This is a genomic window from Streptomyces sp. ERV7, assembly GCF_001653515.1.
Lineage (GTDB): Bacteria > Actinomycetota > Actinomycetes > Streptomycetales > Streptomycetaceae > Streptomyces.
Genome location: NZ_LYOY01000051.1, coordinates 1,187,905 through 1,212,728, shown reverse-complemented (window position 1 = coordinate 1,212,728; position 24,824 = coordinate 1,187,905). Strand labels below are relative to the sequence as shown.

General features: G+C 73.8%; 21 protein-coding genes and 1 pseudogene. 3 read left to right on the top strand and 19 right to left on the bottom strand.

All coding sequences use genetic code 11. From position 1 onward, the window contains the following. Positions 1-78: 78 nt before the first annotated feature. Positions 79-345 (bottom strand): WhiB family transcriptional regulator, encoded by a 267-nt coding sequence (locus A8W25_RS28305; protein ID WP_067167353.1) that lies wholly within the window; start codon positions 343-345, stop codon positions 79-81. 285 nt (positions 346-630) lie between these two features. Here A8W25_RS28305 and A8W25_RS28300 point away from each other — a divergent pair, with 285 nt between their 5' ends. Together A8W25_RS28300 and A8W25_RS28295 are read left to right on the top strand one after the other, a co-directional pair. After that, a complete protein-coding gene (locus A8W25_RS28300) occupies positions 631-2,868 on the top strand; it encodes a ThuA domain-containing protein (RefSeq protein WP_079126450.1) in 2,238 nt (745 codons plus the stop codon). 14 nt (positions 2,869-2,882) lie between these two features. Next, a pseudogene (locus A8W25_RS28295) lies at positions 2,883-3,938 on the top strand (family 16 glycoside hydrolase); the annotation flags it as partial. 12 nt (positions 3,939-3,950) lie between these two features. On the opposite strand, the gene ligD reads toward A8W25_RS28295, so the two are convergent. Then, positions 3,951-4,976, bottom strand: coding sequence for a non-homologous end-joining DNA ligase (gene ligD / locus A8W25_RS28290; RefSeq protein WP_067166586.1), 1,026 nt, complete (start codon positions 4,974-4,976; stop codon positions 3,951-3,953). 65 nt (positions 4,977-5,041) lie between these two features. On the opposite strand from ligD, the gene A8W25_RS28285 reads away from it, so the two are divergent. Next, a complete protein-coding gene (locus A8W25_RS28285) occupies positions 5,042-6,112 on the top strand; it encodes an ATP-dependent DNA ligase (RefSeq protein ID WP_067166583.1) in 1,071 nt (356 codons plus the stop codon). Positions 6,113-6,121: 9 nt separating this feature from the next. On the opposite strand, the gene A8W25_RS28280 is transcribed toward A8W25_RS28285, so the two are convergent. The 17 genes from A8W25_RS28280 to A8W25_RS28200 all read right to left on the bottom strand — a co-directional run bounded on the left by A8W25_RS28280 (position 6,122) and on the right by A8W25_RS28200 (position 24,803). Then, a complete protein-coding gene (locus A8W25_RS28280) occupies positions 6,122-7,180 on the bottom strand; it encodes a class I SAM-dependent methyltransferase (protein ID WP_067166581.1) in 1,059 nt (352 codons plus the stop codon). A 25-nt stretch (positions 7,181-7,205) separates the two neighbouring features. Then, entirely contained in the window at positions 7,206-8,387 is a 1,182-nt protein-coding gene (locus A8W25_RS28275; RefSeq protein WP_067166578.1) for a glycosyltransferase, read from the bottom strand. Then, a complete protein-coding gene (locus A8W25_RS28270) occupies positions 8,384-9,256 on the bottom strand; it encodes an alpha/beta fold hydrolase (protein WP_067166576.1) in 873 nt (290 codons plus the stop codon). Before A8W25_RS28270 ends, A8W25_RS28275 begins: the two co-directional genes overlap by 4 nt. Then, positions 9,250-9,633 carry an acyl carrier protein gene (locus A8W25_RS28265; RefSeq protein ID WP_107470807.1) on the bottom strand — a complete coding sequence of 128 codons (384 nt, stop codon included), beginning with the start codon at positions 9,631-9,633 and terminating at the stop codon, positions 9,250-9,252. Before A8W25_RS28265 ends, A8W25_RS28270 begins: the two co-directional genes overlap by 7 nt. Beyond that, positions 9,630-14,171: a type I polyketide synthase gene (locus A8W25_RS28260; protein ID WP_079126448.1), complete on the bottom strand. Its 4,542-nt coding sequence runs from the start codon at positions 14,169-14,171 to the stop codon at positions 9,630-9,632. Before A8W25_RS28260 ends, A8W25_RS28265 begins: the two co-directional genes overlap by 4 nt. Before the next feature lies 1 nt (position 14,172). After that, the gene (locus tag A8W25_RS35650) at positions 14,173-15,270 is read right to left on the bottom strand and encodes an SDR family oxidoreductase (RefSeq protein ID WP_079126447.1); all 1,098 of its coding nucleotides are present in this window, start codon (positions 15,268-15,270) and stop codon (positions 14,173-14,175) included. 222 nt (positions 15,271-15,492) lie between these two features. After that, positions 15,493-16,212 carry a DUF5819 family protein gene (locus A8W25_RS28250; protein ID WP_079126446.1) on the bottom strand — a complete coding sequence of 240 codons (720 nt, stop codon included), beginning with the start codon at positions 16,210-16,212 and terminating at the stop codon, positions 15,493-15,495. Continuing rightward, entirely contained in the window at positions 16,202-16,786 is a 585-nt protein-coding gene (locus A8W25_RS28245; RefSeq protein WP_158942758.1) for a hypothetical protein, read from the bottom strand. Before A8W25_RS28245 ends, A8W25_RS28250 begins: the two co-directional genes overlap by 11 nt. Before the next feature lie 5 nt (positions 16,787-16,791). Beyond that, positions 16,792-17,496, bottom strand: a complete 705-nt coding sequence (locus A8W25_RS28240) for a nuclear transport factor 2 family protein (RefSeq protein ID WP_067166567.1) — start codon at positions 17,494-17,496, stop codon at positions 16,792-16,794. A 13-nt stretch (positions 17,497-17,509) separates the two neighbouring features. Further along, positions 17,510-18,106, bottom strand: coding sequence for a hypothetical protein (locus A8W25_RS28235; RefSeq protein WP_199831845.1), 597 nt, complete (start codon positions 18,104-18,106; stop codon positions 17,510-17,512). 18 nt (positions 18,107-18,124) lie between these two features. After that, positions 18,125-18,745, bottom strand: coding sequence for a hypothetical protein (locus tag A8W25_RS28230; protein ID WP_234386603.1), 621 nt, complete (start codon positions 18,743-18,745; stop codon positions 18,125-18,127). Positions 18,746-18,779: 34 nt separating this feature from the next. After that, the gene (locus A8W25_RS28225; RefSeq protein ID WP_067166562.1) at positions 18,780-19,283 is read right to left on the bottom strand and encodes a hypothetical protein; all 504 of its coding nucleotides are present in this window, start codon (positions 19,281-19,283) and stop codon (positions 18,780-18,782) included. A gap of 4 nt (positions 19,284-19,287) precedes the next feature. After that, a complete protein-coding gene (locus A8W25_RS28220) occupies positions 19,288-20,523 on the bottom strand; it encodes an MCE family protein (RefSeq protein WP_067166561.1) in 1,236 nt (411 codons plus the stop codon). Beyond that, positions 20,520-21,662, bottom strand: a complete 1,143-nt coding sequence (locus A8W25_RS28215) for an MlaD family protein (RefSeq protein ID WP_067166558.1) — start codon at positions 21,660-21,662, stop codon at positions 20,520-20,522. Before A8W25_RS28215 ends, A8W25_RS28220 begins: the two co-directional genes overlap by 4 nt. Then, a complete protein-coding gene (locus tag A8W25_RS28210; RefSeq protein ID WP_234386602.1) occupies positions 21,659-22,705 on the bottom strand; it encodes an MCE family protein in 1,047 nt (348 codons plus the stop codon). Before A8W25_RS28210 ends, A8W25_RS28215 begins: the two co-directional genes overlap by 4 nt. Beyond that, entirely contained in the window at positions 22,702-23,772 is a 1,071-nt protein-coding gene (locus tag A8W25_RS28205; protein ID WP_234386601.1) for an MCE family protein, read from the bottom strand. Before A8W25_RS28205 ends, A8W25_RS28210 begins: the two co-directional genes overlap by 4 nt. Next, positions 23,769-24,803, bottom strand: a complete 1,035-nt coding sequence (locus A8W25_RS28200) for an MCE family protein (RefSeq protein ID WP_067166553.1) — start codon at positions 24,801-24,803, stop codon at positions 23,769-23,771. The genes A8W25_RS28205 and A8W25_RS28200 overlap by 4 nt, the downstream gene beginning before the upstream one ends. Between the last annotated feature and the right edge of the window lie 21 nt (positions 24,804-24,824).

Genomic DNA, 24,824 nt, shown 5'->3' with positions numbered 1-24,824 from the left:
GCCCCCGAAACGGGCACGCGCGTCCGCCGGCGGAACCCGGCCGTTCCTGAGGCGGCCGGGTTCGTGGCTCGGTCTTCCTCAGGCCCGGCCGCGGCGGAGCTCGCGGCTGCGCTGGAGCTGGAGTCTCTCCTGCTCGGAGAGGCCGCCCCAGACGCCGAACCGCTCGTCGTTCGCCAGCGCGTACTCCAGGCAGGCCTGGCGCCCCTCGCAACTGCCGCAGAGCTGTTTGGCCTCCCGCGTCGAGCTGCCGGGCGCGGGGAAGAAGAACTCGGGCCCCGCCTGGGCGCACAATGCGGTCTCCTGCCAGGCGAGTTCCTGCCCGGCGATGGTGGTGTTGATCGACATGCCATCCATGCTGGACCGGCCGGATCAACGTCCGGTCAATGATCGTTGAACGTCCCCCGCCGCCCGCGTCAAGCGCTCTCCTCCCCGCGCGCGATCTTTGGCCGATTACCGCTGACCGGCCACTCCCCCGTCGGCGTACCGTCCGCTGCCTCCCGCACGCCCGCACCGGCCACCGACCACACCGGCCCAAGCGGTTCCGGCCGCCTTCGCCGTTGCCCTGAGCGACCAGAACACCCGGCCGTAGTGTGGAGCCCTTCGTCGATCACGAACCGGCAGGGAGCCGATATGACCGAGGCAACCGCGGTGCGCACACCGACCGGCGCGCAGGCCGTGCAGCGCGCCCTGGAGGTGCTGCACTCCTTCCACGACAACGGCCCCGACCTCAGCGCGTCCGATCTCTCCCGGCGGCTCGGGTTACCCGTCTCCACCGCGCACCGGCTGGCCCGCACCCTCGTCGGGGCGGGCTTCCTGGAGCAGGACGTACGGACCGCGCGCTACCGGCTCACCGAGCCGTACTCGGACTGGTTCACCGGTCTTGTCGGCGCCCGGCCCGCGAAGAGCCCGGCCGACGTCCAGCGGGCCGTGGTCGAGGTGGGCGACCGTCGCCATCCGGCCACCGCCGCGCTCCCGCTGGAGTGGAAGCGCCCGGACCGCTGGTTCAACTGGGCCAAGAACCCGTCCGGCCAGGTGCACACGGTGGCCCGGGTGCGCGAGCTGACGTACAAGCCGGGCGAGGGCGCCAACGGCTGGGACCACCCGGTCTCCTGGTGCCGCGACTACGACGGCGGCCGTTCCTTCTACACCGCCATGGGCGGCACGGCCTCCTCCTTCGACGAGACCGACTTCCGCGCCCATCTGCGCGGCGCCCTCCAGTGGACCACCCGCCTCTCCCGCGCGGACTGCAAGGCCACCATCGACGCCAACTACACGGCGGAGCGCGTCACCAGGCCCAACCAGCCGGGGCAGTCCGACCAGATCGGCGAGCCGCACGGTCTGGCGGTCGCGCCCGACGGGCGCGTGCTCTACATCGGCCGGGGCGGCGGCGACGCGAGCGCCCCGGTCGTCACCGACTGGAACAGCCCCGACGTCGGCAAGGGCCAGGGCCAGATCCACGTCTACGACCCGAGGACCGGCAAGGTCACCCTCGCGGGCGCGCTCACGGTCTTCGGCAACAAGGGCGGCGGCGACGAACTGGTCAAGGCCGAGGAGGGGCTGGTCGGCATCGAGCTCGACCCGGCGTTCGAGCGGAACGGCTGGGTGTATCTGCACTACACCCCGCACGCGCGCGTCAACCGCGACACCCGGACGGGCGAGCGCCGCGTCTCCCGCTTCACCCTGGACCTGACCACCGACAAGCTCGACCTGGCCAGTGAGAAGGTGCTGCTCAGCTGGCCCGTCCAGCTCCACAGCTGCTGCCACGCGGGCGGCGGGATGACCTGGGACTCCCGGGGCAACCTCTACATCGCCACCGGCGACAACAACTCCTCGCGGTTCAGCGACGGCTACTCGGGCAACAACCCCGAGCCCGCCTACAAGGGCCTCTCCTTCGCGGACGCCCGCCGCACCGCCGGGAACACCCACAACCTCAACGGCAAGATCCTGCGGATCCACCCCGAGCCCGACGGCACGTACACGCTCCCGGCGGGCAACCTCTTCACCGGACAGGAGCCGGACGAGGGCGGCGGAAAGACACGGGGCGAGATCTATGTGATGGGTGTACGCAACCCGGCACGCATCTTCGTCGACAAGTCGACCGACATCCTGTACGCGGGCTGGGTCGGCCCGGACGCCGGGGAGCCGTCGACGACCTGGGGCCCGGCCAAGTACGACACCTTCGCGGCCATCACCCGCGCGGGCAACCACGGCTGGCCGTACTGCATGGGCAACAAGCAGCCCTATCGCGACCGAAATCTGCCCGACCCCACCAAGCCGCTGGGCTGGTACGACTGCGACCACCCCCGGAACGAGTCGCCCAACAACGACGGCCTGGTCAACCTGCCGCCCGTCACCGGCAACACCATCTGGTACTCGCCGCAGGGCGGCGGCCCCGACTATCCGCGCGACGCGGCCGGTGTGCCGAGCTACCGGACCAGTGAGCAGAAGCTGCTGCTGCCGTGGCTCAAGGGCGGCGGGCAGGCGACCATGAACGGTCCCGTCTACCGGTACGACGCCGCCTCGGCCGGTTCCGGCGCCTGGCCCGCGTACTGGGACGGCAAGTGGTTCGTGGGCGACTTCTACGACGGCGAGCAGCCGCGCCACGCGGTCCTCACCGACCCCAGGACCGTCGGCAGGGGCGGGCTTCCCGTACACGCCGAGTCACTGAAGAAGATCATCCCGGTGGGCGCGGACGGCATCCGCAACCTGATGGACTGGAAGTTCGCCCCGGACGGCTCGCTGTACGTCCTCGACTACGGGCGCGGCTTCTTCACCTCGGACGCCAAGTCGGCGCTGTGGCACATCACCTACCGGGGCGGCGCCGAGACACCGGCCGCCTCCGCACTGGCGAGGAGGGCGGCCCGGTGAGCGCACATCGCAAGGGGCTCTGGGCCGCTGTCCTCGGCGCGCTGCTGCTGGTCGTCGGAGTGAGCCCGGCCGGGGCGCGGGGAACACCGGCCGCCCACCGGGCCGTCGCGACCGACCAGGTCCTCACCTGGACGGCGGGCGACGACATCACCGCTCCCGAGACGGCGGCGAAGGTCGACGGCGACCGGAAAGCGGACGGGGCCTACCTGGGGACGGCCACGGTCACCCTGAGCGCGAGCGACGCGGGCTCGGGCGTCGACCGCATCGAGTACGCCCTGGCCGACGGCGCCTGGCAGCCCTACACCACGGCCTTCATGGTCCATGAGCTCGGCAGCCACGCCGTGCGCTACCGGGCGACGGACAAGGCGGGCAACACCTCGCCGGCCGCGCGGATCGCGTTCACCGTGGCGGAGGGCGGCGGCGCGCCGGGGCGGCACACCGGCTACCGCGACCTGTTCGACGGGACGGCGAAGTCCTTCGCCAAGTGGCAGCAGGTGGGCGGCGGTTCCTTCGCGCTCAGCGCCGACGGCTCGATGACCAGCGGCACCTCCAGGGACGGCCTCGGCATGCTGTGGTTCCCGCAGCGCACCTACGAGGACTTCTCGCTGAAGCTGCGCTGGCGGGACGACGCCCCGGGCACCGGCAACGCCAACAGCGGGGTGTTCGTGCGCTTCCCCTGGGTCCACGACCACCCAGGGGAGCCGCGCCCCGAGTGGGTCGCCATCAAGTACGGCCACGAGGTGCAGGTGCTCGACCGGCCCGACGGCGACATGTACAAGACGGGTTCCGTGTACGGCTTCGACCGGGTGGGTCTGGCCGGTGCGGGCGTCACCCCGAAGGGCACCTGGAACGACTACGAGATCAGGGTGGTCGGCCAGCACTACTCGGTGCTGCGCAACGGTGTGCTGATCAACGAGTTCGACAACACCGGCGGGCAGGTGTTCACCCCGCCCAGGAGCGACGACCCCGGCACGGACGGGCGCCGCTTCGACGCGGGCTACATCGGGCTCCAGGTGCACAGTGCGACGGACGTCGTCTCGTACCGCGACATCCGGATCAAGGAGCTCTAGGACGATCTCTGCCTAGGACTCCTCCTTCTTGGCGCGGCTCGGCTGCACCCGCTTGGGCTCCCCCGGCATCTTGGGGTAGTCCGGCGGGTACGGCATGTCGCCGAGCCGGTGTTCGTGCTCGTCGCGGGCGGCGAGTTCGAGCAGCGGCTCCAGCCCGAAGGCGTGGTCCTCCATGTCCGCGTGGACGTCTCCCACCTCGGCGTACCGCGCGGGCATGGTCTTCAGGTCGAAGTCCTGGGGGTGCACGTCGTCGAGCTCGTCCCAGCGCAGGGGTGCGGAGACCGGGGCGTGCGGCTTGGGGCGGACCGAGTAGGCGGAGGCGATGGTGCGGTCGCGGGCCGTCTGGTTGTAGTCGACGAAGATCCGCTCGCCGCGCTCCTCCTTCCACCACGCGGTGGTGACCTTCCCCGCCATGCGCCGCTCCAGCTCGCGTCCGATGGCGATGGCGCAGCGGCGCACCTCGGTGAAGGTCCAGCGCGGCTCGATGGGGACGAAGACGTGGATGCCCCGGCCGCCGGAGGTCTTGGGCCAGCCCCTGATGCCCGACTCCTCCAGCAGGGCGCGCAGTTCGTGGGCGACCGGGACCGCGTCGTCGAAGTCGGTGCCGGGCTGGGGGTCCAGGTCGATGCGGAGTTCGTCCGGGTGGTCGGTGGCCTCGCGCCGCACCGGCCACGGGTGGAAGGTGAGGCAGCCCAGGTTGGCGGCCCACAGGACGGCGGCGGGCCCGGCCGGGCAGATCTCGTCGGCGTGGCGGCCGCTGGGGAAGGAGATCCGGGCGGTGGGGATCCACTCGGGCAGGTTCTTGGGGGCCCGCTTCTGGAAGAAGGACTCGCCGTCGACGCCGTCGGGGTAGCGCTCCAGGGTGGTCGGGCGGTCGCGCAGGGCGCGGGTGATCCCGTCGGCGACGGCCAGGTAGTACGTGGCCACGTCCAGCTTGGTGTAGCCGTGCTCCGGGAAGTACACCTTGTGGGGGTTGGACAGCCGGACGGCCCGTCCGGCCACGTCCAGCTCGACGGCCTCGCCCTTGCTCGTGCCCATGCAGGCCACGGTAGGCGCGAGCCGCAAATGGCGCATATCGGCACAGTCCGGTGAGAATCGACGGTATGGATCTGCCGGTGATGCCGCCCCTGAAGCCGATGCTCGCCAAGTCGGTCGCCAGGATCCCGCCCGGGATGCAGTACGAGGCGAAGTGGGACGGCTTCCGGGCGATCGTGCACCGCGACGGCGACGAGATCGTCATCGGCAGCCGCAACGGCAAGCCGCTGACCCGCTACTTCCCCGAGCTCGCCCAGGCCCTCAAGGAGCGGCTGCCGCGGCGCTGTGTGGTGGACGGCGAGATCGTCATCGTCCACGAGGGCCGCCTCGACTTCGACCGGCTCACCGAGCGCATCCACCCGGCCGCCTCCCGGGTGAACCTGCTGGCCGAGCGGACCCCGGCCAGCTTCGTCGCCTTCGACCTGCTGGCGCTCGACGACGCCTCGCTGCTCGACACCCCGCTGAGCGAGCGCCGGGCGGCCCTGACGAAGGCCCTGGAGGGCGTCACGGCGCCGGTGCACCTGGCGCCCGCCACCACGGACGCCGAGGAGGCCCAGGAGTGGTTCGAGCGGTACGAGGGCGCCGGGCTCGACGGGGTGGTGGCCAAGCCGCTCGATCTGCGCTACCGCCCGGACGCCCGGCTGATGTACAAGATCAAGCACGAGCGCACGGCCGACGCGGTGGTGGCGGGCTACCGCTTCCACAAGAGCGGCCCGATCGTGGGATCGCTCCTGCTCGGCCTGCACGACGGCGCCGGCGCCCTCCAGCACGTCGGCGTCTGCGCGGCCTTCCCGATGAAACGGCGGGCCGAGCTGGTGGAGGAACTGGCGCCGCTCCTGATGGACGACCCGGTGGGCGGCGGGCACCCCTGGGCGGCCTGGCTGGACGAGGCCGCCCACGAGGGCGCCCGGCTGCCGGGCGCGCAGAGCCGCTGGACCGGCAAGAAGGACCTGTCGTGGGTGGCACTGCGGCCGGAGCGGGTGTGCGAGGTGGCCTACGACCACATGGAGGGCGACCGCTTCCGGCACACCGCCCAGTTCCGCCGCTGGCGCCCGGACCGGTCCCCCGACAGCTGTACGTACACCCAGCTGGAGGAACCGGTCCGCTACGACCTCTCCGAGGTGCTGTCCGGCGGGTGACCGGCGCGTTCACCCGTCGCGGCGGGCGATCACCCGGTACGCGTTGGAGAACCGGGTCCGGCGCACCAGCGGGTTGAGCAGCTGGTCCAGCCCGTACACCGCGATCAGCACCGGCAGCGCCGCCCACACCAGCGTGAACCGGACGGCCCGGGAGGCCCGGCCGGGGCGGCGCGGCAGCCAGGGCGCGTCGTCGCGCGGCAGCAGCCGGTCGAACAGGAACCAGGTCGCGCACACCAGGTCCGCGGGGATGTGGGCGTCGCGCCGCTCGGCCACCTCGACGGTGAAGCCCAGTTCGGTCAGCCGCCGGCACAGGTTGCCCATCGGGACCATGTTGAGGTGCTGGGGCTGGAACCAGGGCAGCCAGCGCCGGCCGAGGAGGCGCCCCGACAGCGACTCGGGGTCGGGGACCTCGATCAGCAGATGCCCGCCGGGGGCCAACGCCGTGTGCGCGGCGGCGAGTTCGCGGTGCGGGTCGAGGGTGTGCTCCAGGTAGTGGAACATGCTGACGGCGTCGTAGCGGCCCGCCATCTCCTCGGCCAGCTCCACGAAGAGGCCCCGGTAGGCCTCCTTGACACGGCCCTCCTTCGCCGCGAGTTCGACGCCCTCGCCCATGTCGAGACCGTCGAACTCGGTGTCGGGCAGCACCTCCTTGGCGGTGGCGCAGAAGTGGCCGAGCGAGGTGCCGACGTCCAGCCACCGGCCGGGCAGGGCGACCCGGCGCAGCGCCCGGGCGCTGCGCCGGAACCGCTTCTTGCTGCCGTTGCCCTCGAACATCTTGGCGGTGGTCTCCGCGCCGAGGCCGTCGTAGAAGTCCCGGTAGTAGAAGTCCAGGCCCTCCTGGCTGAGGCGCGGGTTCTGGAAGACGTGCCCGCAGCCCCGGCACTCGTCGAGGACGAACCGGCCGGGCTTGCCCTGGATGAGGTCGGTGGTACGGAACTTGCGGCGCGGGTCCGTGCCCAGGCACCACGGGCAGTCGGTGCGCGCCGGCAGGAAGAAGCGGGCCGTGCCACGGGCCAGCTCCTCCTGGTAGGACGGGCGGAGCTCGGCGATCCGTTTACTGTCGGGCATGTGCGTCCCTCTCTGTGGGGCTCTGTCAGGGGTGTCCCGCGGCGGCGAGCTTCTCCAGGTGTGCGGCGGCGGCCGACTCGCCGCCCGCGGCGCGGAAGGCGTCCCGGACACGCCGGGCCGCGTCCCGGTGGCCAGGACCGGTCACCACCGCGTCCAGGGCCGCGCCGATCTGCTCGCGCCCGGCCCGCGCGAACTTCACCCGCACCCCGGCCCCGGCGCCCACCACCTGGGCCGCCACGACCGGCTGGTCGTCCCGGATCGGTGCGACCACCAGCGGCACCCCGTGCCACAGCGCCTCGGTGACGGTGTTGTGCCCCGCGTGGCAGAGGACCGCCGACATCCGCTCCAGCAGGGCCACTTGCGGCAGCTGGGCCCTGACGAGCACATCGGGCCCCGGTGGCACCGCCCCGAGCAGCCCGCCCGGATCGCCGACCACCGCCCGCAGCCGCCCGGCGCGGGCGCGGACCGCCGCGACGCTCTCGGCGAGGAAGCGGCCGCCCGCGTCGGTGTTCGCCGTACCCAGCGTGATCAGGACCGCCGGCGTCCCCGGCGCCAGGTCGAGCCACTGCCAGGGGAAGTCCCCGGAGTCGGAGCGCCGGGCGGCCAGCGCCGGTCCGACGAACCGCAGCTCCGTCTGCGGGGTGGTGTACGGGCCGGTCAGCTCGGGGGTGGTGAAGGCGAGGGTCAGCGACGGCGAGAAGCGCGGGTCATGGGTGGCGGCCGGGTCGCCGATGCGCCGGCGCAGCTCCCGGAGCAGCCCGGTGAGCCAGCTGTCCACGCCCGGCATCCCGGCCATGCTGTCGGTGAGTTCGGCCGATGTGGTCGACGAGGTCGCGAAGGGCACCCCGAGCCGCTCCGCCACCAGGGCGCCCGCCACGGTCTGCTGGTCGGCCACCACCACGTCCGGCCGGAAGGCGGTGACCGCCGCCGCCACCCCGGGCGCCATGGCCTCGGCGAGCGGGCCGAGGAACCGCTCCCAGAGGAACTTCAGGGCGGCGACCCCGCGCAGCTCGGGCGGCCGTCCGCCGATGCCGTCGGGACCGGCGCACTCGTACACCCGGGGCCGCTCCCCCGCCAGCCGCCCGACGACCTCCGGGCGGCCCGCCCACGCCACCTCGTGGCCCCGGGCGGCCAGTTCGGCGGCGACCGCCGCGGCCGGGTTGATGTGGCCGGTCAGCGGCGGCACCACGAACAGGAAGCGGCTCACCGGGCGGGACCCGGTTCGCCCGGGCGGGAGGCGGCGTGCTCGGGCAGGGCGCTCGTATGGTCGCGGATCCAGCTGAGGGCCAGCTCCCCCACGGCGTCGGACGCCTCCACGAGGACCGAGTGCTTCTGCCCCGGCACCACCGCGACCCGGCAGCGGGGCAGCAGCGACCGCAGCCGGGCGGCCTCGGCCGCCACCAGGCCCTCCTGGCCGTTGATCAGCAGCACCGGGCAGCGCACCCGGCCGAGCTGCTCGTCGGTGAGGACCCGGCCGCCGGGGATGTCCTCGGCGATGGTGGTGGACCGCACCAGGCGTCCCGCCGCCTGGCCGAGCCGGCGGATGTGGGCGTCGTGGCGGGTGTCGCCGGTCCGGGTCGAGGAGAGCGTGCCGTACTGCTCGGTGAACCAGAGCAGCGCGTCGTCCTCCGCCATGTCCCCGGCGTGCCGCAGCGCCGCCGACATGGTGTCCGACCAGCTGCGGCTGGCGGGCCCCGACTCGATCACGGTGACGGTGGCGACGCGCTCGGGCCGGTGGACGACGTAGTCGAGCGCGACCGTGCCGCCGAAGGAGTTGCCCACGAGGTGGACCGGTCCTTCGATGTCCAGCTCGTCGAGGAGGGCGTCCAGGTCGGCGGTGAAGTGCTCCAGGGTGTAGCCGGACGGCGGGCGTTCGCTGCGGCCGTGTCCGCGCAGGTCGTACATGACGGCGTCGTATCCGGCGGCGGCGAAGACCGGGCCGAGGGTGAAGTAGTAGCTGGCGAGGCTGTCGATGAAGGCGCCGTGGATGAACACGGCCGTTCCACAGGGCCGTTTGTTCCTGGGGGTCAGCCGCTGGACGTGCAGCCCGAGCCCGTTGGCACGGATCATCACCATCGCGCGGCTCCCGGTCCGGGGGTCTCGCCCAGGCACCGCACCACATGCGCGACGAGCTGTCCGACGGTGAGCGCGATGATCTCGTCGATCTCCAGATGGGCGACGAACTCCGCGAAGTTGACCCGCTCTCCGTACCACTCCTCCAGATGCCCGGAGAGCATGACGAGGTCGATGCTCTCCAGCTCCAGGTCGTCCCCGAAGAGGGTGTCGGGGCGGATCTCGGCGGGGTCGGGGGCGTAGTCCCCGAGCACGGTCACGATCAGCTGGACGATCTCGGCCAGGACGGTCTCCTCCAGGGCCCTGGTCTCTGTCGTGACGGTCTCCTCGTCGGGCGGTGCGAGCGGGGCGGGGCCGGGCGGCCGTTCGCTGGTGGTCACTGAGCACTCTCCTTGGGGGGCGGCGCAGACGTGGTCCAGGCCACGACATGGGTGTGGGTGACGAGGGCGCAACGGACGTGGTGGCGGCGGCCGTCGACCGTGACGGTGAGGGCGTCGGGGGCCGCCTCGGTCACCTCGAAGGCGTGCGGGCGCCCGCCGAACCCGGTGCCCTCCGCCTTGGCGGCGGCCTCCTTGGCCGCCCAGAACCGGGTGAACCACAGCGCCTCGGACTCCCCGCCCCCGGCGACGAGCGCGGCGAGGAGGGCGAGTTCGCGGGGGCCGAGCGCTACGCGGTGAGTCCCGGGGGTGCGGTCCGCGATCTCCTCGACGTCGATACCGACGCCACTCGGATACGGGTCCGGTGCGGCCGGGCGTACGAGTGCGACCGCCAGGTCGCCCCGGTGGGCGAGGGAGAGGTCCAGCGCCGGGAGCGCACGGCCGTACGTCCCCACGGCCCTCGGCCGCCCCGACTCCTCGTTCACGATCTCGATCTCGGCCGGGAACACCGCACCCTCGCCGCGCTCCCACAGCCACCGCCGTACCGCGTCCTTGGCGGCGATCCGGCCGAGCAGCCACTGCCGCCGGCCGCGCGGCGGCCGCGCCTCGTACGCCTCCCGCTCGGCGCGGCCCAGTTGCATCCGCATCAGCAGATCGCGGGACGCCGGATCCGGCCACGCGTCCCGCAGCAGGCACCAGCCGCCGGGCTGCGCCTGGGCGAGCGCCAGGTGCTCCGGGTATCCGCCGGACCTGCGCGCGTCGAGCCCGGAGAACCGGCGGTCGCGCCAGCCGGAGAGCTCCGCCCACACCGTCCCGTCGGGCAGGGTGAGCCGGACGTCGGCGAGGAGGGTGTCGTCGGTGAGCGAGGTGATGACGGCATGGCAGTCGACGGGGGTGCCGGTGGGCGGGGGCGGCCCGAAGAAGCGGGCCTGCGCCAGGGCCACGGGGAAGATCACGGTCCTGGTGGGGTGGGTCGACATCAGCCAGTAGCCGAGGAGTTGGCCCACGTTGTCGAGGAGCGCGCCCGGCGCGGGCGGCGTGGTGATCGTGCCCCGGACGTGGCCGGGGCCGATCCCCGACAACGCGGTGACGCCCTGGAAGGCGGGCCCGTGGAACATCCACCGGTCCTCGTACAACTGGGCCGCGAGGAGGTCGGGCGGGCGCTCGTCGGCCGCGTCGAGCGGTGGCGCGGGCGCCGGGTCCGGATAGGCCGGAGCGAGCTCGACGCTCGCGCGGGCGTACGGCTCGAAGGTGACGGCCCACCGGCCGGGTCCCTGCGGCGCGGCGGTGATCGTCACGTCCACGGCCGGGATGGCGTTGACCCACCTCTCCAGCCGCACGTCATGGACGGCGACGGCCCGCTGCCCCGGCGCGGCCCGCTCGGCGGCGGCCATCAGATGGTGCAGCACGGTGGTGGCGGGGACGACCGGATGCCGGTCGGCGGGCTCGGGCCAGCCGGGCCGCTGCGGGAAGAAGCAGTGGTCGAGCAGGTAAGGCATGTCGCTGGTGGAGACGCGGAGCCGGGTGCGGTGCTCGGGGGGCGGGGTGCCCGTCTCCGGTGCGGCCGCGCCCGGCGGGGCCTTCGCGGTCTCCACCGCGCCCGCCGCCTCCAGTACGGCCGTGACGCTGTCCGCCGTCTCCCGCAGCAGCGCGTCGAGCTCGGCGGCGACGGGGTGGCGCCGGGTGACCGCCTCCCCCAACACGCCTGCCGACCTGGGATGTTCGGCAGCTCCTCCGGTACGGGGGCGCAGCTCGGCGCGTAACTCGTCCAGGCGGTGCGGGTCGAGGGGGACCAGCGCGGCTCCGAGGTCGAGGGGGACCGGGGCGGCGGAGGAACGCGGCCGGGCCAGGGAAGCGGCGGGGACGCGCGGCCGGGCGGGCGCCGGCGCGTACCCCTCCGCCCACAGCCCCGTCTCGACCCGCAGCAGCTGCGCGAGTCCGCCGCGCCGGGGCGAGTTGGCGGAGAGGGCGAGGTGGTCGCGCGTCTTGAGGGTGTCGTCGATCAGCGAGGTCAGACGGCCGGTTCCCACCTGGACGAAGGCGCGGAAGCCCGCCGCGTACAGGGCGTCGACGAGCGGCCGGAACCGTACCGGCTCCAGGAGGTGGCGGACGAACAGGGCGCGGACCTCGTCGGGTTCGGCCGGGAAGGGGGCCGCCGTGGTGCCGGACCAGACCGGGATCCGCTGTGGCAGGATCTCCGCCGCGTCCACGCCCCGCCTCATGGGGCCCAGATACGGGGCGAGCATCGGGGTGTGGAAGCCGGAGCGGAACGGGAGCACCTGGCAGATCACGCGCTCGGCCCGCAGCTTCGCGGCGAACTCCTCGACCGGCCGCTCCGGGCCGCACACCATGGACTGGCCGGGCGAGTTGTCGTGCGAGAGGACGAGGCCGGGCCAGTCCGCGAGCACTTCGCTCACCCGGGCCGCCGGTGCGCCGATCGCCGCGAACACCAGGCCGGGCACCCGGAGCGAGTCGGGGTCGACGGAGGCGAAGAAGTCGTCCGCCCTGTCGGCCGCGAACATCCCGCCCGCGATCATCGCGCTCCACTCCCCCACGCTGTGCCCGGCCACCCCGTCGGGCCGGACGCCGAGCGTGCGCAGGGCCTCGTCGAGGACCCGGCCGACGCGCAGCACGCCGAGCCCGTGCCGGGCGACGTCGGTCGCGTCGGTGTACGCACGGCCGGGCAGCCGCAGCCCGTAGTGCTCGGCCACCTCGTCCACCCGGGGCGCGAACTCGGCCTCAAGGCCGGGGAAGACGAACGCCACCTTGCCCCCGCCCGCCTCCCCGAGCAGCGGGCGCGGGGCGAACCACACATCGCCGCGGCCGCGCCACGGGCGCCCCTGGGCCACCGCGCGACGAGCGAGCGCCAGCCGTTTGGCCGTCGGGTCGACGATGCCCAGCCGGGCGGCGGGGGCACCTGAGCCGTACGAGGCGGGTGTGCCCGGCGCGTACGAGGTGGCGGCACTCGGAGCGTACGAGGCAGTACCCCGCGCCCGTACCGCCGCGTCGTCCGTGTCCAGGAGCCGTGCCAGGTCCTCCGGCGTGTCGGCGCTCAGGCGCAGCACCCGCTCCGGCTCGCGCACGGCCGCCCGGCGCGGGGCGGGCGCGGCTCCCGGCGCCTGCTCCAGGACCACATGGGCGTTGATCCCGCCGAACCCGAACGCGTTGACGGCGGCCCGGCGCAGGGGCCCCTCCCAGGGGCGGGCGAGGGCCGCCGGGCGGAACCGGGTGCGGGCGAGGGCGGGGTGCGGGTCCTCGCAGTGCAGGGTCGGCAGCAGCGTCGCGTGGTGCACGGCGAGGGCCGCCTTCACCAGGCCGGCGACGCCCGCCGCGGGCATGCAGTGGCCGATCATCGACTTCACCGAGCCGACGACGGGTGCGGCGGCGCCGTCCGCGCCCGACCCGAACACCTCGGTCAGCGTGGCCAGTTCGGCCGCGTCGCCCGCCGGGGTGCCGGTGCCGTGCGCCTCCAGGAGGCCGAGGGAGTCGGGGGCGCGCGGATCGAGACCCGCCGCCCGCCAGGCCTGGCGGACCGCGCGGGTCTGGCCGCCCGGGTCGGGGTTCATCAGCCCGGCGGCGCGGCCGTCGCCCGCCACGCCGGTGCCCCGGATCACCGCGTACACCCGGTCGCCGTCGCGTTCGGCGTCCGCGAGGCGCTTGAGGACGACGACGCCCGTGCCCTCGCCGATGAGGATGCCGTCGGCCGCCGCGTGGAAGGGGCGGCTGCGCTGGCTCGGCGAGAGGGCGCGCAACTGGGCGAAGACGCTCCACAGGGTGATGTCGTGGCAGTGGTGGACCCCGCCCGCGAGCATCAGGTCGCAGCGGCCCGAGGCCAGTTCGCCCACCGCCTGGTCGACCGCGATCAGCGAGGACGCGCAGGCCGCGTCCACCGTGTACGCCGGGCCCCGCAGGTCGAGGCGGTTGGCGATCCGGGACGCCGCCAGGTTGGGGACGAGCCCGATGGCGGACTCCGGGTGCTCGGGCCCCAGCGTTTCGGTGAAGGCGTCCCGCACCCGGTCGAGCTGGTCCGGGGCGAGGTGCGGCAGCAGTTCGCCCAGGGTGCGGGTCAACTGGTGGGCGGTGCGCACCCGTTGGTCGAGGCGGACCAGGCCCGGGTTGAGGTAGCCGCCCCGGCCGAGGACCACCCCGACCCGGCCGCGCTCGGGCAGCCGCTCCTCGCCGCCCGCGTCCGCGATCGCCCGGGCCGCGACCGAGAGCGCGATGAGCTGGTCGGGCTCGGTGCCCGCGACCGAGCCGGGCATGATGCCGAAGCGGGCGGCGTCGACCTCGGCCAGGCCGTCCACGAAGCCGCCGCGCCGGCAGTAGATCCGGTCGGCGGCGCCGCCCGGGTCCCCGGGCCGGTAGTACACCGGGTCCCAGCGCCCCTCGGGCACCTCCCGTACGGCGTCCACACCGTCGACGAGGTTGCGCCAGTACGCGTCCAGGTCCTCGGCGCCGGGCAGCAGGACGGCCATGCCGACGATGGCCACCGGCACCTGACGAGCACGCACATTCCCTGCGGTCGGCTTCCCGTCGGCCATGTCACCAGCCCGATGCCGTGTAGACGACGGACGTGGCGGACGCGTCGCCCCAGGCCAGCTCCCGCAACAGGGCGAGCGCCCCCTCCTCGCGGTCGATGAGCTCCACCCCTCGCCGGGCGTACTCGCGGGCGAGGTGCGGGGTGACCATCCCGCCGTGCTCCGCCGAGGGCGCCCAGGGCCCCCAGTGCACCGTCAGCGCCCGGCGGCCGGTGCGCCGCGCCCACCGCTCGCCGAGGCCCGCGAGCGCGTCGTTGGCGGCGGCGTAGTCGCCCTGCCCCCGGTTGCCGAGCACGGCGGAGACGCTGCCGAACAGCACCGCCGTGCGGGGACCGTGCGGGAGCTGGGACGCGGCGTCGAGCAGCGCGCGGGCGCCGTCCACCTTCGTCGCGTACACCCGCCGGAACGACTCGGGATCCTTCTCCTCGATGAGCCGGTCCTCGATCACGCCCGCCGCGTACACCACCACGTCGATGCGCCCGTGCTCCGCCTGGATCTCCTTGACGGCCTGGGCCACGGCCGCGCCGTCGCACATGTCGGCGACGCGGTACGCGGCGGGGCTGCCCAGCCGCTCCAACCGGTCGAGCGTGTGGGTGACTTCGCGGCCCGCGAGGACGTTCCTGACCTCGCGCTCGATCGCGGCGGGGGCCAGGTCCCCCCGGGCGGCGAGCAGCGCCCGCAGCGCGCACCCCGCGCCACACCCCCTGGCCCGCCCAGCAGCCCCACAGCAGCAGCGCCCAGCCGCCGGTGAGCAGCGCCAGGAGTGTCGCCCAGGCGAGGACGAGGCCGCAGACGGACCACAGCAGCACGCCCGAGCGGTCACCCGTGCCCGGGGCGCGTCCGCGTCGGCGCGCGTCCAGCGACCACACCTGGGCGCACCGGGTGAAGACGAGGTAGACGGCGGTGATGCGGAAGATCGTGTCACCCGCGTTGAGCACGTTCTCGTTGCGGTGGTCGAGGGAGAGGACGCTGACGAGGAACAGCAGCGAGGCCGTCCGGGTGCGCCAGCCGAGCAGGAGCGCCACCGCGACGGCCGCCGAGAGCACGTAGAACACCTCGAACCACAGCTCGCCGCCGGACCAGCGCAGCACGCTGAACGCATGGCTCCGCTCCAGCGAGTGCTCCGCGAGCCGCCAGCTCCAGGGGGCGTCCGGCCCCCAGATCCGCTCACGCCGCCAGAACTCGTGGACGAGCAGGAGCAGCCAGGCCCCGGCCATCCCGATCCGTACGGCCGCGCTCTGATGGGCCCAGACGCGCACGTCGCACGCCCGCGCGAGCGCCCGGTCGAGCGTCGACTCGGCTCTCTCTCCGGCTGGTTGCGGCTTCATGACGTACGCCCCTCCGCGAAGTCGGCCGCGCCCACCGGCCACCAGGGGTAGAGGCGCGCCACCGGCGCGGTGCGGGTGCCGCGCGCCTTCCACGGCGGGGGCGGGACCGTGGTGTCGGTCGAGCGGAACTGGATGCGTTCGATACGTACGCCGTGCGGGGTGGTGGGCATCCGGGACAGGGCGAGGCGCTTGAGGTACTGCTCGCTGTCGAGACCGGCCGGGCCGACCGGCCGCTGTTCGGCGTCGTGCGAGGCGAGCATCGTCGTCCAGGCGGTGGCGAGTTGCTGGCGGACGCGGCTCGGCAGCGGGTTGCCGCGCAGCTCGGCCAGGTCCTGCGCGGTGAGATCCCGCCAGGGTCCGGTCCGGGTCGTGCCGTCCGCGGCGCGGAGTTCGACGCGGGCGCCGACCGCCGTCATGGTCCGGGTGATGTCGGGCGCGAAGAGCTGCCAGCTCTGTGCGAACTCGGGCGCCATATAGGAGTTGACCGTGTCACCGACGGCGTCGGTGGCCGCGTTGCGCGGGGCGAGGTGCAGGAAGGTCGCGCCGGTGTGGACGAGCAGGCCGAGCGCGACGGCGGACGCAGCGGCGAGGACGGCGAGACGCTGCCCCGGCGAAAGGTCCCGCAGGCTGTCGCGGCGGTCGGCTCCAGGACGGTCGGCGTCAGGACGGTCGGCGTCCCGACCGTCGGCTTCGGGCCGGTCGCGTTCAGGATCCATCGCGCGTCCCCTGTCCGGCCCCGGCGCCGGCCGCCGAGATCGCCTGGGCGCAGTCCGGGTTGTCGTCGAACGCCTTCCTCAGCTGGGGGTCGGCCCGCAGGTCGTCGGCGGGGCCCTTGTACGCGCCCACCTCCTTGAGGGACGAACCCGCCGCGTCCAGCGCCGACTTCAGCGACTCCTCGTCCGTGACCCGGGCCCGGGAGAGCGTGGCGACCGCGTCGCCCACCGACGTACGGGCCTTGTCGAGATGGGCGAGGGCCGTGCCGAACGCGGCCGCGCCGCCGTCGACCGGCGGCGCCCCGTCCTTCTGCATGTCCGCGCGCAGCGACCCGAGCCGCTCGGAGAGCGCGGTGAGGAAGGTGACCAGCTGGCCCTTGGCCCGCACCGGCCGCGTCCGGTCGACCGTGGGCACCGCGAGTCCGGCGCCGCTGTCGGCGAGGTGCGCGCAGACCCCGCCCGCCCAGTCCACCTCGGGCGGCGGCTGCGCCGAGGAGCCGCACGCGGTGGCCGCGAGGCCGACGGCGGCGAGCAGCGCGAGGTGCGCCGCCGCCCGGCCCACTTGTCGAGGAATCACGGCTCTCACTCCTTGCCCTGGTCGGTCGCGGCGCCCGGCGCGCGCTGGAAGGTGTCGAGGGCGGCGATCCGCCAGATGCCGCCCTGGCGGACCGCGTCGACGGCGAACATCGCGGCGGCGACGGTGGTGCCGCCGCCCTTGCCGGTACGGGTGCTGCTCTGGTCCGCGAAGACCAGGACGCGGGCCCGGTCCCCGTCGACGACCTCGACGCCGCTGTCCGTGACGGTGGTGGTCAGCACGAGCTTCTGCCGCGGCCCCTGCTCGCGGACCTGCCCCATCAGGCTCCGGTACTGGCCGACGGCCGCGCCGGTGAGCCGGCGCGCGGCCGCCGCATCGGTCCTTGCGGGGTCGGTGTGGTCGTACGAGAAGATCCCGCGCACGGCCTCCTCCACGGCGCCCTTCACCTCGCTGGTACGGGCGGTGTCGGCCAGTGCCGTGTTGCGCCCGGCTCCGTCCTTGTGTCCGTGTCCGCCCTGGACGTGAGCGAGCACGGAGAACGCGGCGAGCAGGACGGTCAGGGCGGCGAGCGCGGCCGGCCAGGGCAGGAACCGGCTTCGGCCCTGCCGGGTCGCCCGCTTCCGGCGGGCGGTGGGTGCGGCGTGGCGGAGCGCGGGCGCCCGGCGCGGCTCGGGGTCGGCCGGCCGTGCGGAGGGCGGGCGGGCCGCGGCCAGTCGGCGCTGCCGGTTGACGAGGTGGCGGGTGGTCGGCATCGGGGCCTCCGGGTCAGCTGCCGCTGGGAGTGGGCGTAGCGGCGGGAGTGGGCGTACCGGCGGGCGAAGGGGCGGGACCGGCGTCGCCGACGGGTGCCTGGCCGAGGCCGCTGAGCTTCCAGCCCTCCGGGGTGCGGGTGAGTTCGCCGAGCATCCGGCTGTCCTTGGTGCTGCTCCGGTGGTCCGCCGCGACCACCGTGATACGCGTCGCGACCATCACCCGTGCCCGGCCCGCCCGTTCGTCGAGTTCGGTGACCGCGCCGGAGAGCACCTTGGCGGTGGTCGTGGTCCCGGCGCTCGCGACCTGCTGCTCGAACTGCTTCCTGCTGTCCCTGAGTTCCTTCAGCAGGTCGCCGGTGGCCGACTCCTCCCAGAGGTCGAGGCCGTGCGCCAGATCGCCGTGGTCGAGGGTGTTCATGTTCTGCACGCCCTGCTCTCCGGCCTGGAGCACCTCGTCCCTGGTACGGGCGAACGCCCCCCGCTCGTCGTGCGCCACCGCGTACCAGGAACCGCCCGTCCACACGGCGAACGCGCAGGCCAGCGCGGCCGCGAGCCCGGTCGTCGCGGTCGGTGACGGCCGTCTGCGCGCCACCGATGCCCTCCGTGCCATGGCACCTCCCCTCCCGCCCTAACGGGCCTTGATCGCTGTGATCCGCCAGTGCCCGCCATCGCGCCCGGCGGACACCGAGAGCTGCGCGGCCACCGTGGTCCGTCGGCCGCCGCGCCGCACACTGGTCTGGTCGAGGAAGAGCAGCAGCTCGGCGCGGGTGGCCGTGAGCCGGGTGACCCCGGCGCGGGCGACCGTGGTCGTGAGCGTCAACTGCTGTTCCGTTACGCGCAGTTGGACCTGCCCGAAGAGCGCGTCGTACTCCTTCGCCGCCTCTCCCCGCAGCAACGCGCGGGCGCCGTCGCGGGTGCGGGCCAGGGTCTTCGGGTCGTAGCTGAAGACACGGCTCACCGCCGTCCCCACCTCGTCAAGGACCTCGTCGGTCGCCGCGCGGTCGGTCAGGGCGCGGTCGGCGGCGGCCGGGGAGTGCCTCGACTGGGCGGCGAGCAGCAGCAGGACGCCGCTCGCCACCACCAGGGCCACGATGAGCAGCGGCAGCGACAGGCGGCGCGGCCCGCTGCGGGCGACCGGTGCCTCGGCGGCCCGGGCCGTGGCGGCAGGCTCGTCGATCGTGGTCATCGACTCGTCCGTGGTGGCCATCTGCTCGTCGGTCATGGTCGTCGGGTCCTCGGTCGTGGTCATCGCGTCCCTTCCCCTCGGCCCGTCTCGGCCCGTCTCAGCCCGTCCCGACCGCGACGGCGGTCAGGGAGGCGAGCTTCCAGCCACCGCCGGTGCGGGTGAGGCCCGCCTCGAAGCGTTTGCGGTCGGTGGTCGGCCCTCCGGTGCGCGGCTGGGCCTCGATCCGTACGGTGGCGATGAGCCGGGCCGTGCCGGACCGGTCGTCGAGTTCGGTGAGGGCCGCGTCGGTGACCTCGGCGCGGGTGGTGGTGCCCTGCTCCTTGAGGATCCGGGCGCTCTTGTCGCGGGTCGTGCGCAGTTCGTCGCCGAGCGGTCCGGTGGTCGCGTCGAGCCAGGCGGCCAGGCCCTTGTCGACGTCGCGGGCATCGAGGGAGTTCAGCCGGGCGAGGTGGCGGCGCCCGTCGGCGAGCGCCGCGTCACGGCTGTGCGCGTACGCCAGATCGCCGTCGCCCCGGGCGCGTGCGTACGACCACCCGGACACCCCGCACAGGGCCAGGGCGAACACGAGCCCCAGGGCCAGAACCAGTTGCCGGCGCCTCATGGCCTCACTCCCCCAGTCCCAGCAGCCCGGCGAGGCCCGTGGGGCTCCGCGGCGGTACGGAGGGCGCGCCCAGCACGCCGACTCCCCTGCCCGAGCCGGACAGCGAGCCCGGCACGGCCGGGGTGGGCAGCGGGCCTCTGGGCGCGTTGCCCGAGCCGCGGACGTTCTGGCCGCCGGCGGCCGGGGCGGTGCAGCGGGCGGCGGTGTTCGCCCGCGGGCTCCCGGAGGTGTCGAGGCCGTCGCGGTAGCGGGTGCCCTCGTAGCCCGTCGTACAGGGCAGGGGCTTGAAGAAGGTGGTGACCATGCCGAAGTCCACCCCGCCCGGCCCGACGGCGGTGGAGCCCGCGGCGGCCACCCGGGGCAGCCGCACCATCAGCTCCTCGGTGCCGTGCTGCCGGGTGACCAGGAGCTCCGAGGTGGTGGTCAGATTGGCGAGCAGCACGCTCAGACCGGGGCCGGTGTCACGCAGCAGGGCGGTGAACTCGTCCGCGGTGCCCGGGGTTTCGTCGATGACCCGGCGCAGGTCGGAGTCGGAGTCCCGGAGCCGGCGGGCGAGCTGTCGGGCCCCGGTGGCGAAGGAGGTGAGGGCGCGGGTGCTGTCGGCCTGGGTCCTGAGCACGGTCTCCCCGTCGGTGAGCAGTTCGGTGGTGGCGGGCAGTGCCCGGTCGGCGGCGTTGAGGAACTGGCTGCCCGCGTCCAGGAGCACCTGGAGGTTGGTGCCCTGGTTGGCGAAGGCCCTGCCGAGCTCGTCGACGGCCGTGCGCAGCTCGTCCGTCGGCACCGACGCCGCGAGGGAGTCGACGCCGGTGAGGAGGCGGGTGATCGGGGCGGGCGTGCTGGTGTTCTCGCGCGCGACGGTGTCGCCGTCGCGGAGGTAGGGCCCCCGGTCGGTGCGGGGCGCGAGGTCGAGGTACTGCTCGCCCACGGCCGAGAGACCGGCCACCTTGGCGTCCAGGTCGGCGGGGATCGGCGGGGTGCCGTCGTCGATGGCCAGGCGCGCCTCCACCCCGTCACGGGTCAGCGCGATACCGCGGACCCGGCCGACGTCGACCCCCCGGTAGGTGACGTCGGATCCGGTGAACAGGCCGCCGGTCTCGGCCAGTTGGACGCGTACGGTGTACGAGCCCGGCGCGCCGACGAAGCGGCCCAGGTCCGCGTACGTCACCGCGATGTGGCCGAGCACCAGCGCGCCGAGCAGCAGGAAGGCGAGGTTCTTGAGGTGCGTGCCGAGGGTGATCATCGGGCGCCGCCTTCCCCGACCGACGGCAGCGGCAGCGCGCCCCCGGCCGGTGCGGGTGTGCCGTGCGCGGGGAGGACCACGGTGCCGGGGGCGGCGGCGACCTTGAGATAGACGTTCAGGTAGTCGCCCTTGACGCCGCTCAGCACCTCGTCGGTGAACGGGTACGTCATCAGGACCTGGAGCGAGGCGGGCAGGTTCCGGCCCGCGTCGGCCAGGCCCTTCAGCGTGGGCGCGAGCGCCTTCAGATCGGCCACGATGTCGGCCCTGGTGCGGTCGACCGTGCCGACGGCCGCCGTGGAGAGCGTGTCCAGGGACCTGAGCATGGTGACGAGCGAGCCCCGCTGGTCCCGGAGCACCTTGAGGCCGGGGCCCAGCCGGTCCAGTACCGCGCCGACCTCGGCGTCCCGGCCGGCCACGGTGGACGACAGCCGGTCGAGGGCGCCGAGCGCGTCCGTGAGGTCGCCGCGGTGCGCGTCGAGGTCCTTGGCGAAGGTGCCGATCCGGGTGAGGACGGAACGTGCGGTGGACTGCCGGCCGTCGAGGGCGCGGTTCAGTTCGCGCGTGATGGTGTTGATCTGCTGCACCCCGCCGCCGTTGAGCAGCATCGACAGCGCGCCGAAGACCTCCTCGACCTCCGCGTTGCGGTTGGTGCGCGCCGGTGGGATCACCGCGCCGTCCGCGAGTGGCGCGACCTCGCGCGCGGTGGCGTTCCGTAGCCCCGAGTCGTCGTTGAGGTCCGGGCGCGGAGCGAGGTCCTTGGGCGCGACGAGCTGCACGTACTTCTCGCCGAGCAGGCTGGACTGCTCCAGGTTGGCGTAGGCGTCGGAGGGCAGCCGCACCTTGCCGTTGACCTTCATGGTCACCCGGGCCAGCCAGTCGTCCCCGCCGACCGTGATCTTCTCGACGCGGCCCACCACGACGTCGTTGACCTTGACCGAGGACTGCGGGAACAGGCTGGTGACGTCCTTGAAGACCGCGGTGACGCGGTACGGATGGCTGCCGAGGTCGGCGCCGCCGGGCAGCGGCAGGTCCTCGATGCCGTGGAACGAGGGCAGCCCGACGCCCGGCACCAGCGCGAGACCGGTGACGACGGCCGCCGCGCACAGCGCGAGCCCGGCCCGGGCGGCGCCGCGCCTCATCGCCCGGCCCCCGGCGCGCGCTGCCCGTACGTCCCGACGGCGGGCAGCGGCAGCAGACCGAGCTCGTTGAGGTCGGCGCGGCCGTCGATGGTGCGGGTCGCCGGGTCGTAGGCGTTCTCCAGGTTGGACGCGGCGAGCGGCAGCGTGTCCAACGCCTCGCCCAGGGAGGCGCGTTGGTCGACGAGCGACTGGGTGAGCGTGGCCAGCCGGTCGACGTCCTTCTTCAGCTTGCCCCGGTTGTCGCGGATGAAGGTCCTCACCTGGCCGAGGGTGGTCCCGAGTTGGCGCAGCGCGGCGGCGAGGTCGTCCTTCTCTCCCGCGAGGAACGTGGTGACGTCGGAGAGCTGTTGTTCGGTGGTGCGGACCGTGCCGTCGTTCTCCTTCAGCATGGTGACGAACGACTGGAGTTGGCGCACGGTCCTGACCAGGTCGGCGCTGGATCCGCCGAGGACCTTGGCGGCGCCGCCGAGCTGCTGCACGGTACGGCCGACGGCGTCGCCGTTGCCCTTGAGGTTCTTGGCGCCGGTGTCGATGAGGTCGGAGAGCGCGCCCTTCCTGTTGGCGCCGTCGGGGCCGAGCGCGTCGACGAGTGTGCTGACGCTCTTGGCCAGTTCGTCGACCTCCATCGGGGTCGCGGTGCGCTCACGCGGGATGACCGCGCCGTCCGCCAGGGTGGGTCCGCTGCCGCTGTAGGCGGGGCTGAGCTGCACGAATCGGCCGGAGACGACGCTGGGGGCGACCACGACGGCCTGCACGAGCTGCGGGATCCGTACGCCCTTGTCGACGCTCAGACGCACCCGCACCTGTCTGCCCTCGGGGCGGATGCGGTCGACGCTGCCGACCCGTACGCCCAGGACGCGCAGGTCCGACCCTTCGTGCACCCCGACCGTCCGGTCGAAGTACGCGGTGATGTGCAGCGCCCCGTCGTCGCCCAGGACGCGCACGGCGACGGCCGAGACGGTGGCCGCGACCAGCAGGGCGAGGGCGATGCCGAGCACAGGGAGCTTGCGCGGCCGGGGCAGGGTGACTCGCAGGGCTCTCACCTTCCGCTCCCCTTCCCTGGCTTCGGGGGCATACAGCCGTCCGGCGGTGTGCTGCCCGGGGGCAGATACGTCTTGGGGACGAGGCCGCACAGATAGCTGTCCATCCAGTGGCCGTTGCCCAGGGTGTTGCCGACCAGCCGGTAGTACGGGCCCGCCTGGGCGAGGATCCGGTCGAGGCCCGCCTTGTTCCTGGTGAGGACCGCCGTGACGCGGTCCAGCGAGTCGAGTGCGGGGCCGAGCCTGCCGCGGTTGTCCGCGACGACCCCGCTGAGCTGGGCGCTCAGATCGCGGGAGCCGGTGAGCAGCCCGTGGATGGCGTCCCTGCGGTAGCCGACCTCGGACAGCAGCTGACCGCCGTTGACGAGGAGACTTCGCACCCGGTCCTTCTTGCCGTCCAGGGTTCGGGTGACCTGGTCGGTGCCCTTGAGCAGCCGGGTGATCCGCTCGTCGCGGCTCGCGATGGTCAGCGACAGATCGGCCAGACCGGTGACGGCCTTGTGCACGTGCGGCGGGGTGTTCCTGAACGTGGCCGAGAGCGTCTCGAAGCTCTTGGCGAGAGTCCGCGTGTCGAGCTCACCCACTGTTCGGCCCAGCCCGTCGAGCGCGTCGAGCACGTCGTACGGGGAGGTCGTGCGGGTGATCGGGATGCGCCGGTGCGGGTTCTGGGCGGCGGTGCCGCGCGGGTCGACCGCCAGGTACTTGGAGCCGAGGAGCGTCCTGATGGCGATACCGACGGTGCTGCCGTCACCGACCCAGGCGTCCTTGACGGTGAACGCCACCTTCACCTTGGGCCCGTCGAGCCCGACCGCGTTCACCTCCCCGACCTTCACACCCGCGATACGGACCTCGTCGCCGGGGTGGAGCCCGGCCGACTCCTTGAAGTCGGCGGTGTAGCGGGTGCCGCCGCCGAGGAACGGCAGCGCCCTGACGTTGTAGACGAGCAGCCCGACCAGGGTCATGGAGAGCAGCCCGACGACGGCGATCGCCACGGGGTGCCGCTCGGCCAGTGGTCTGCGCACCTGCTTCGGGCGGCGCCGGCCACGTACACGCATCCGTACAGGAGTCATCGGCGGCACCTCTGGTCCTTGATCGTGATGCCGGTGGGGGGCGGGCTGCCGTCGTCGGTGGCGACCCCGGTGACCTTCGCCTCGCAGAGGTACAGGTTGAGCCAACTCCCGTACGAGGCGAGGCGGGTGAGGGCCTGCATCTTGGCGGGGGTGCGCCGCAGGAACTGTTCGAGCAGCGGCCCCTCGTCGGCGAGGCCGGCGGAGACGCGGCCCAGCTGGTCGATACTGCCGCGCAGCGGCTCCCGGCCCTCGTCGAGCAGTCCGGCGGTGCTGGTGGTCAGCGCCGCCAGCGAGCTGATCGCCTGCCCGATGGGCTCGCGGTCGCCGGCGAGGCCCGCCACCAGGTCGTCGAGGGTGTCGACGAGGCCGGTCAGCCGGCTCTCCCGGGTGTTGACCGTCCGCAGCACGGTGGTGAGGTTGTCGACGACCGACCCGATCACCGCGTCCTTCGCCGCGAGCGTGCTGGTGACCGAGCCGATGGTGGTGACCAGGCTCTCCACCGTGGGACCCTCGCCCTGGAGGACCTGGACGACGGAACCGGCCAGCTTGTTGGTCTCGGCCGGGGAGAGCCCCTGGAAGAGCGGCTGGAAGCCGTTGAAGAGCTGGGTGAGGTCGAGCGCGGGCGAGGTGCGGCGCAGCGGGATGGTCCCGCCGGGCCGCAGCGGCGGCTGCCCGACCGGGCCGGTGCCGCGCTCCAGGGCGACATAGCGCTGGCCGACCATGTTGAGGTACTTGATCGCGGCGGTGCTGGAGGCGGGCAGGACCCGGCCGCGCCGCACGGAGAACCGCACCTCCGCGTACCGCCGTTGGACGATGTCGACCGACTCGACCTGGCCGACCCTGACGCCCGCGATCCGGATCGAGTCGCCCTCGGTGAGCCCGGTGGCGTCGGTGAACCAGGCCCGGTACGTGTCCTTGTCGCCCACGCCCGTGTCGCTGATGCTCAGCGCGAGCACCGTGGTGGCCAGCACGGTGACCAGGACGAAGATCGCCGACTTGATCAGCGGCCCGGTGAGCGGCGCGCGGTTCACCCCGCCCTCACCTCCCGGGTC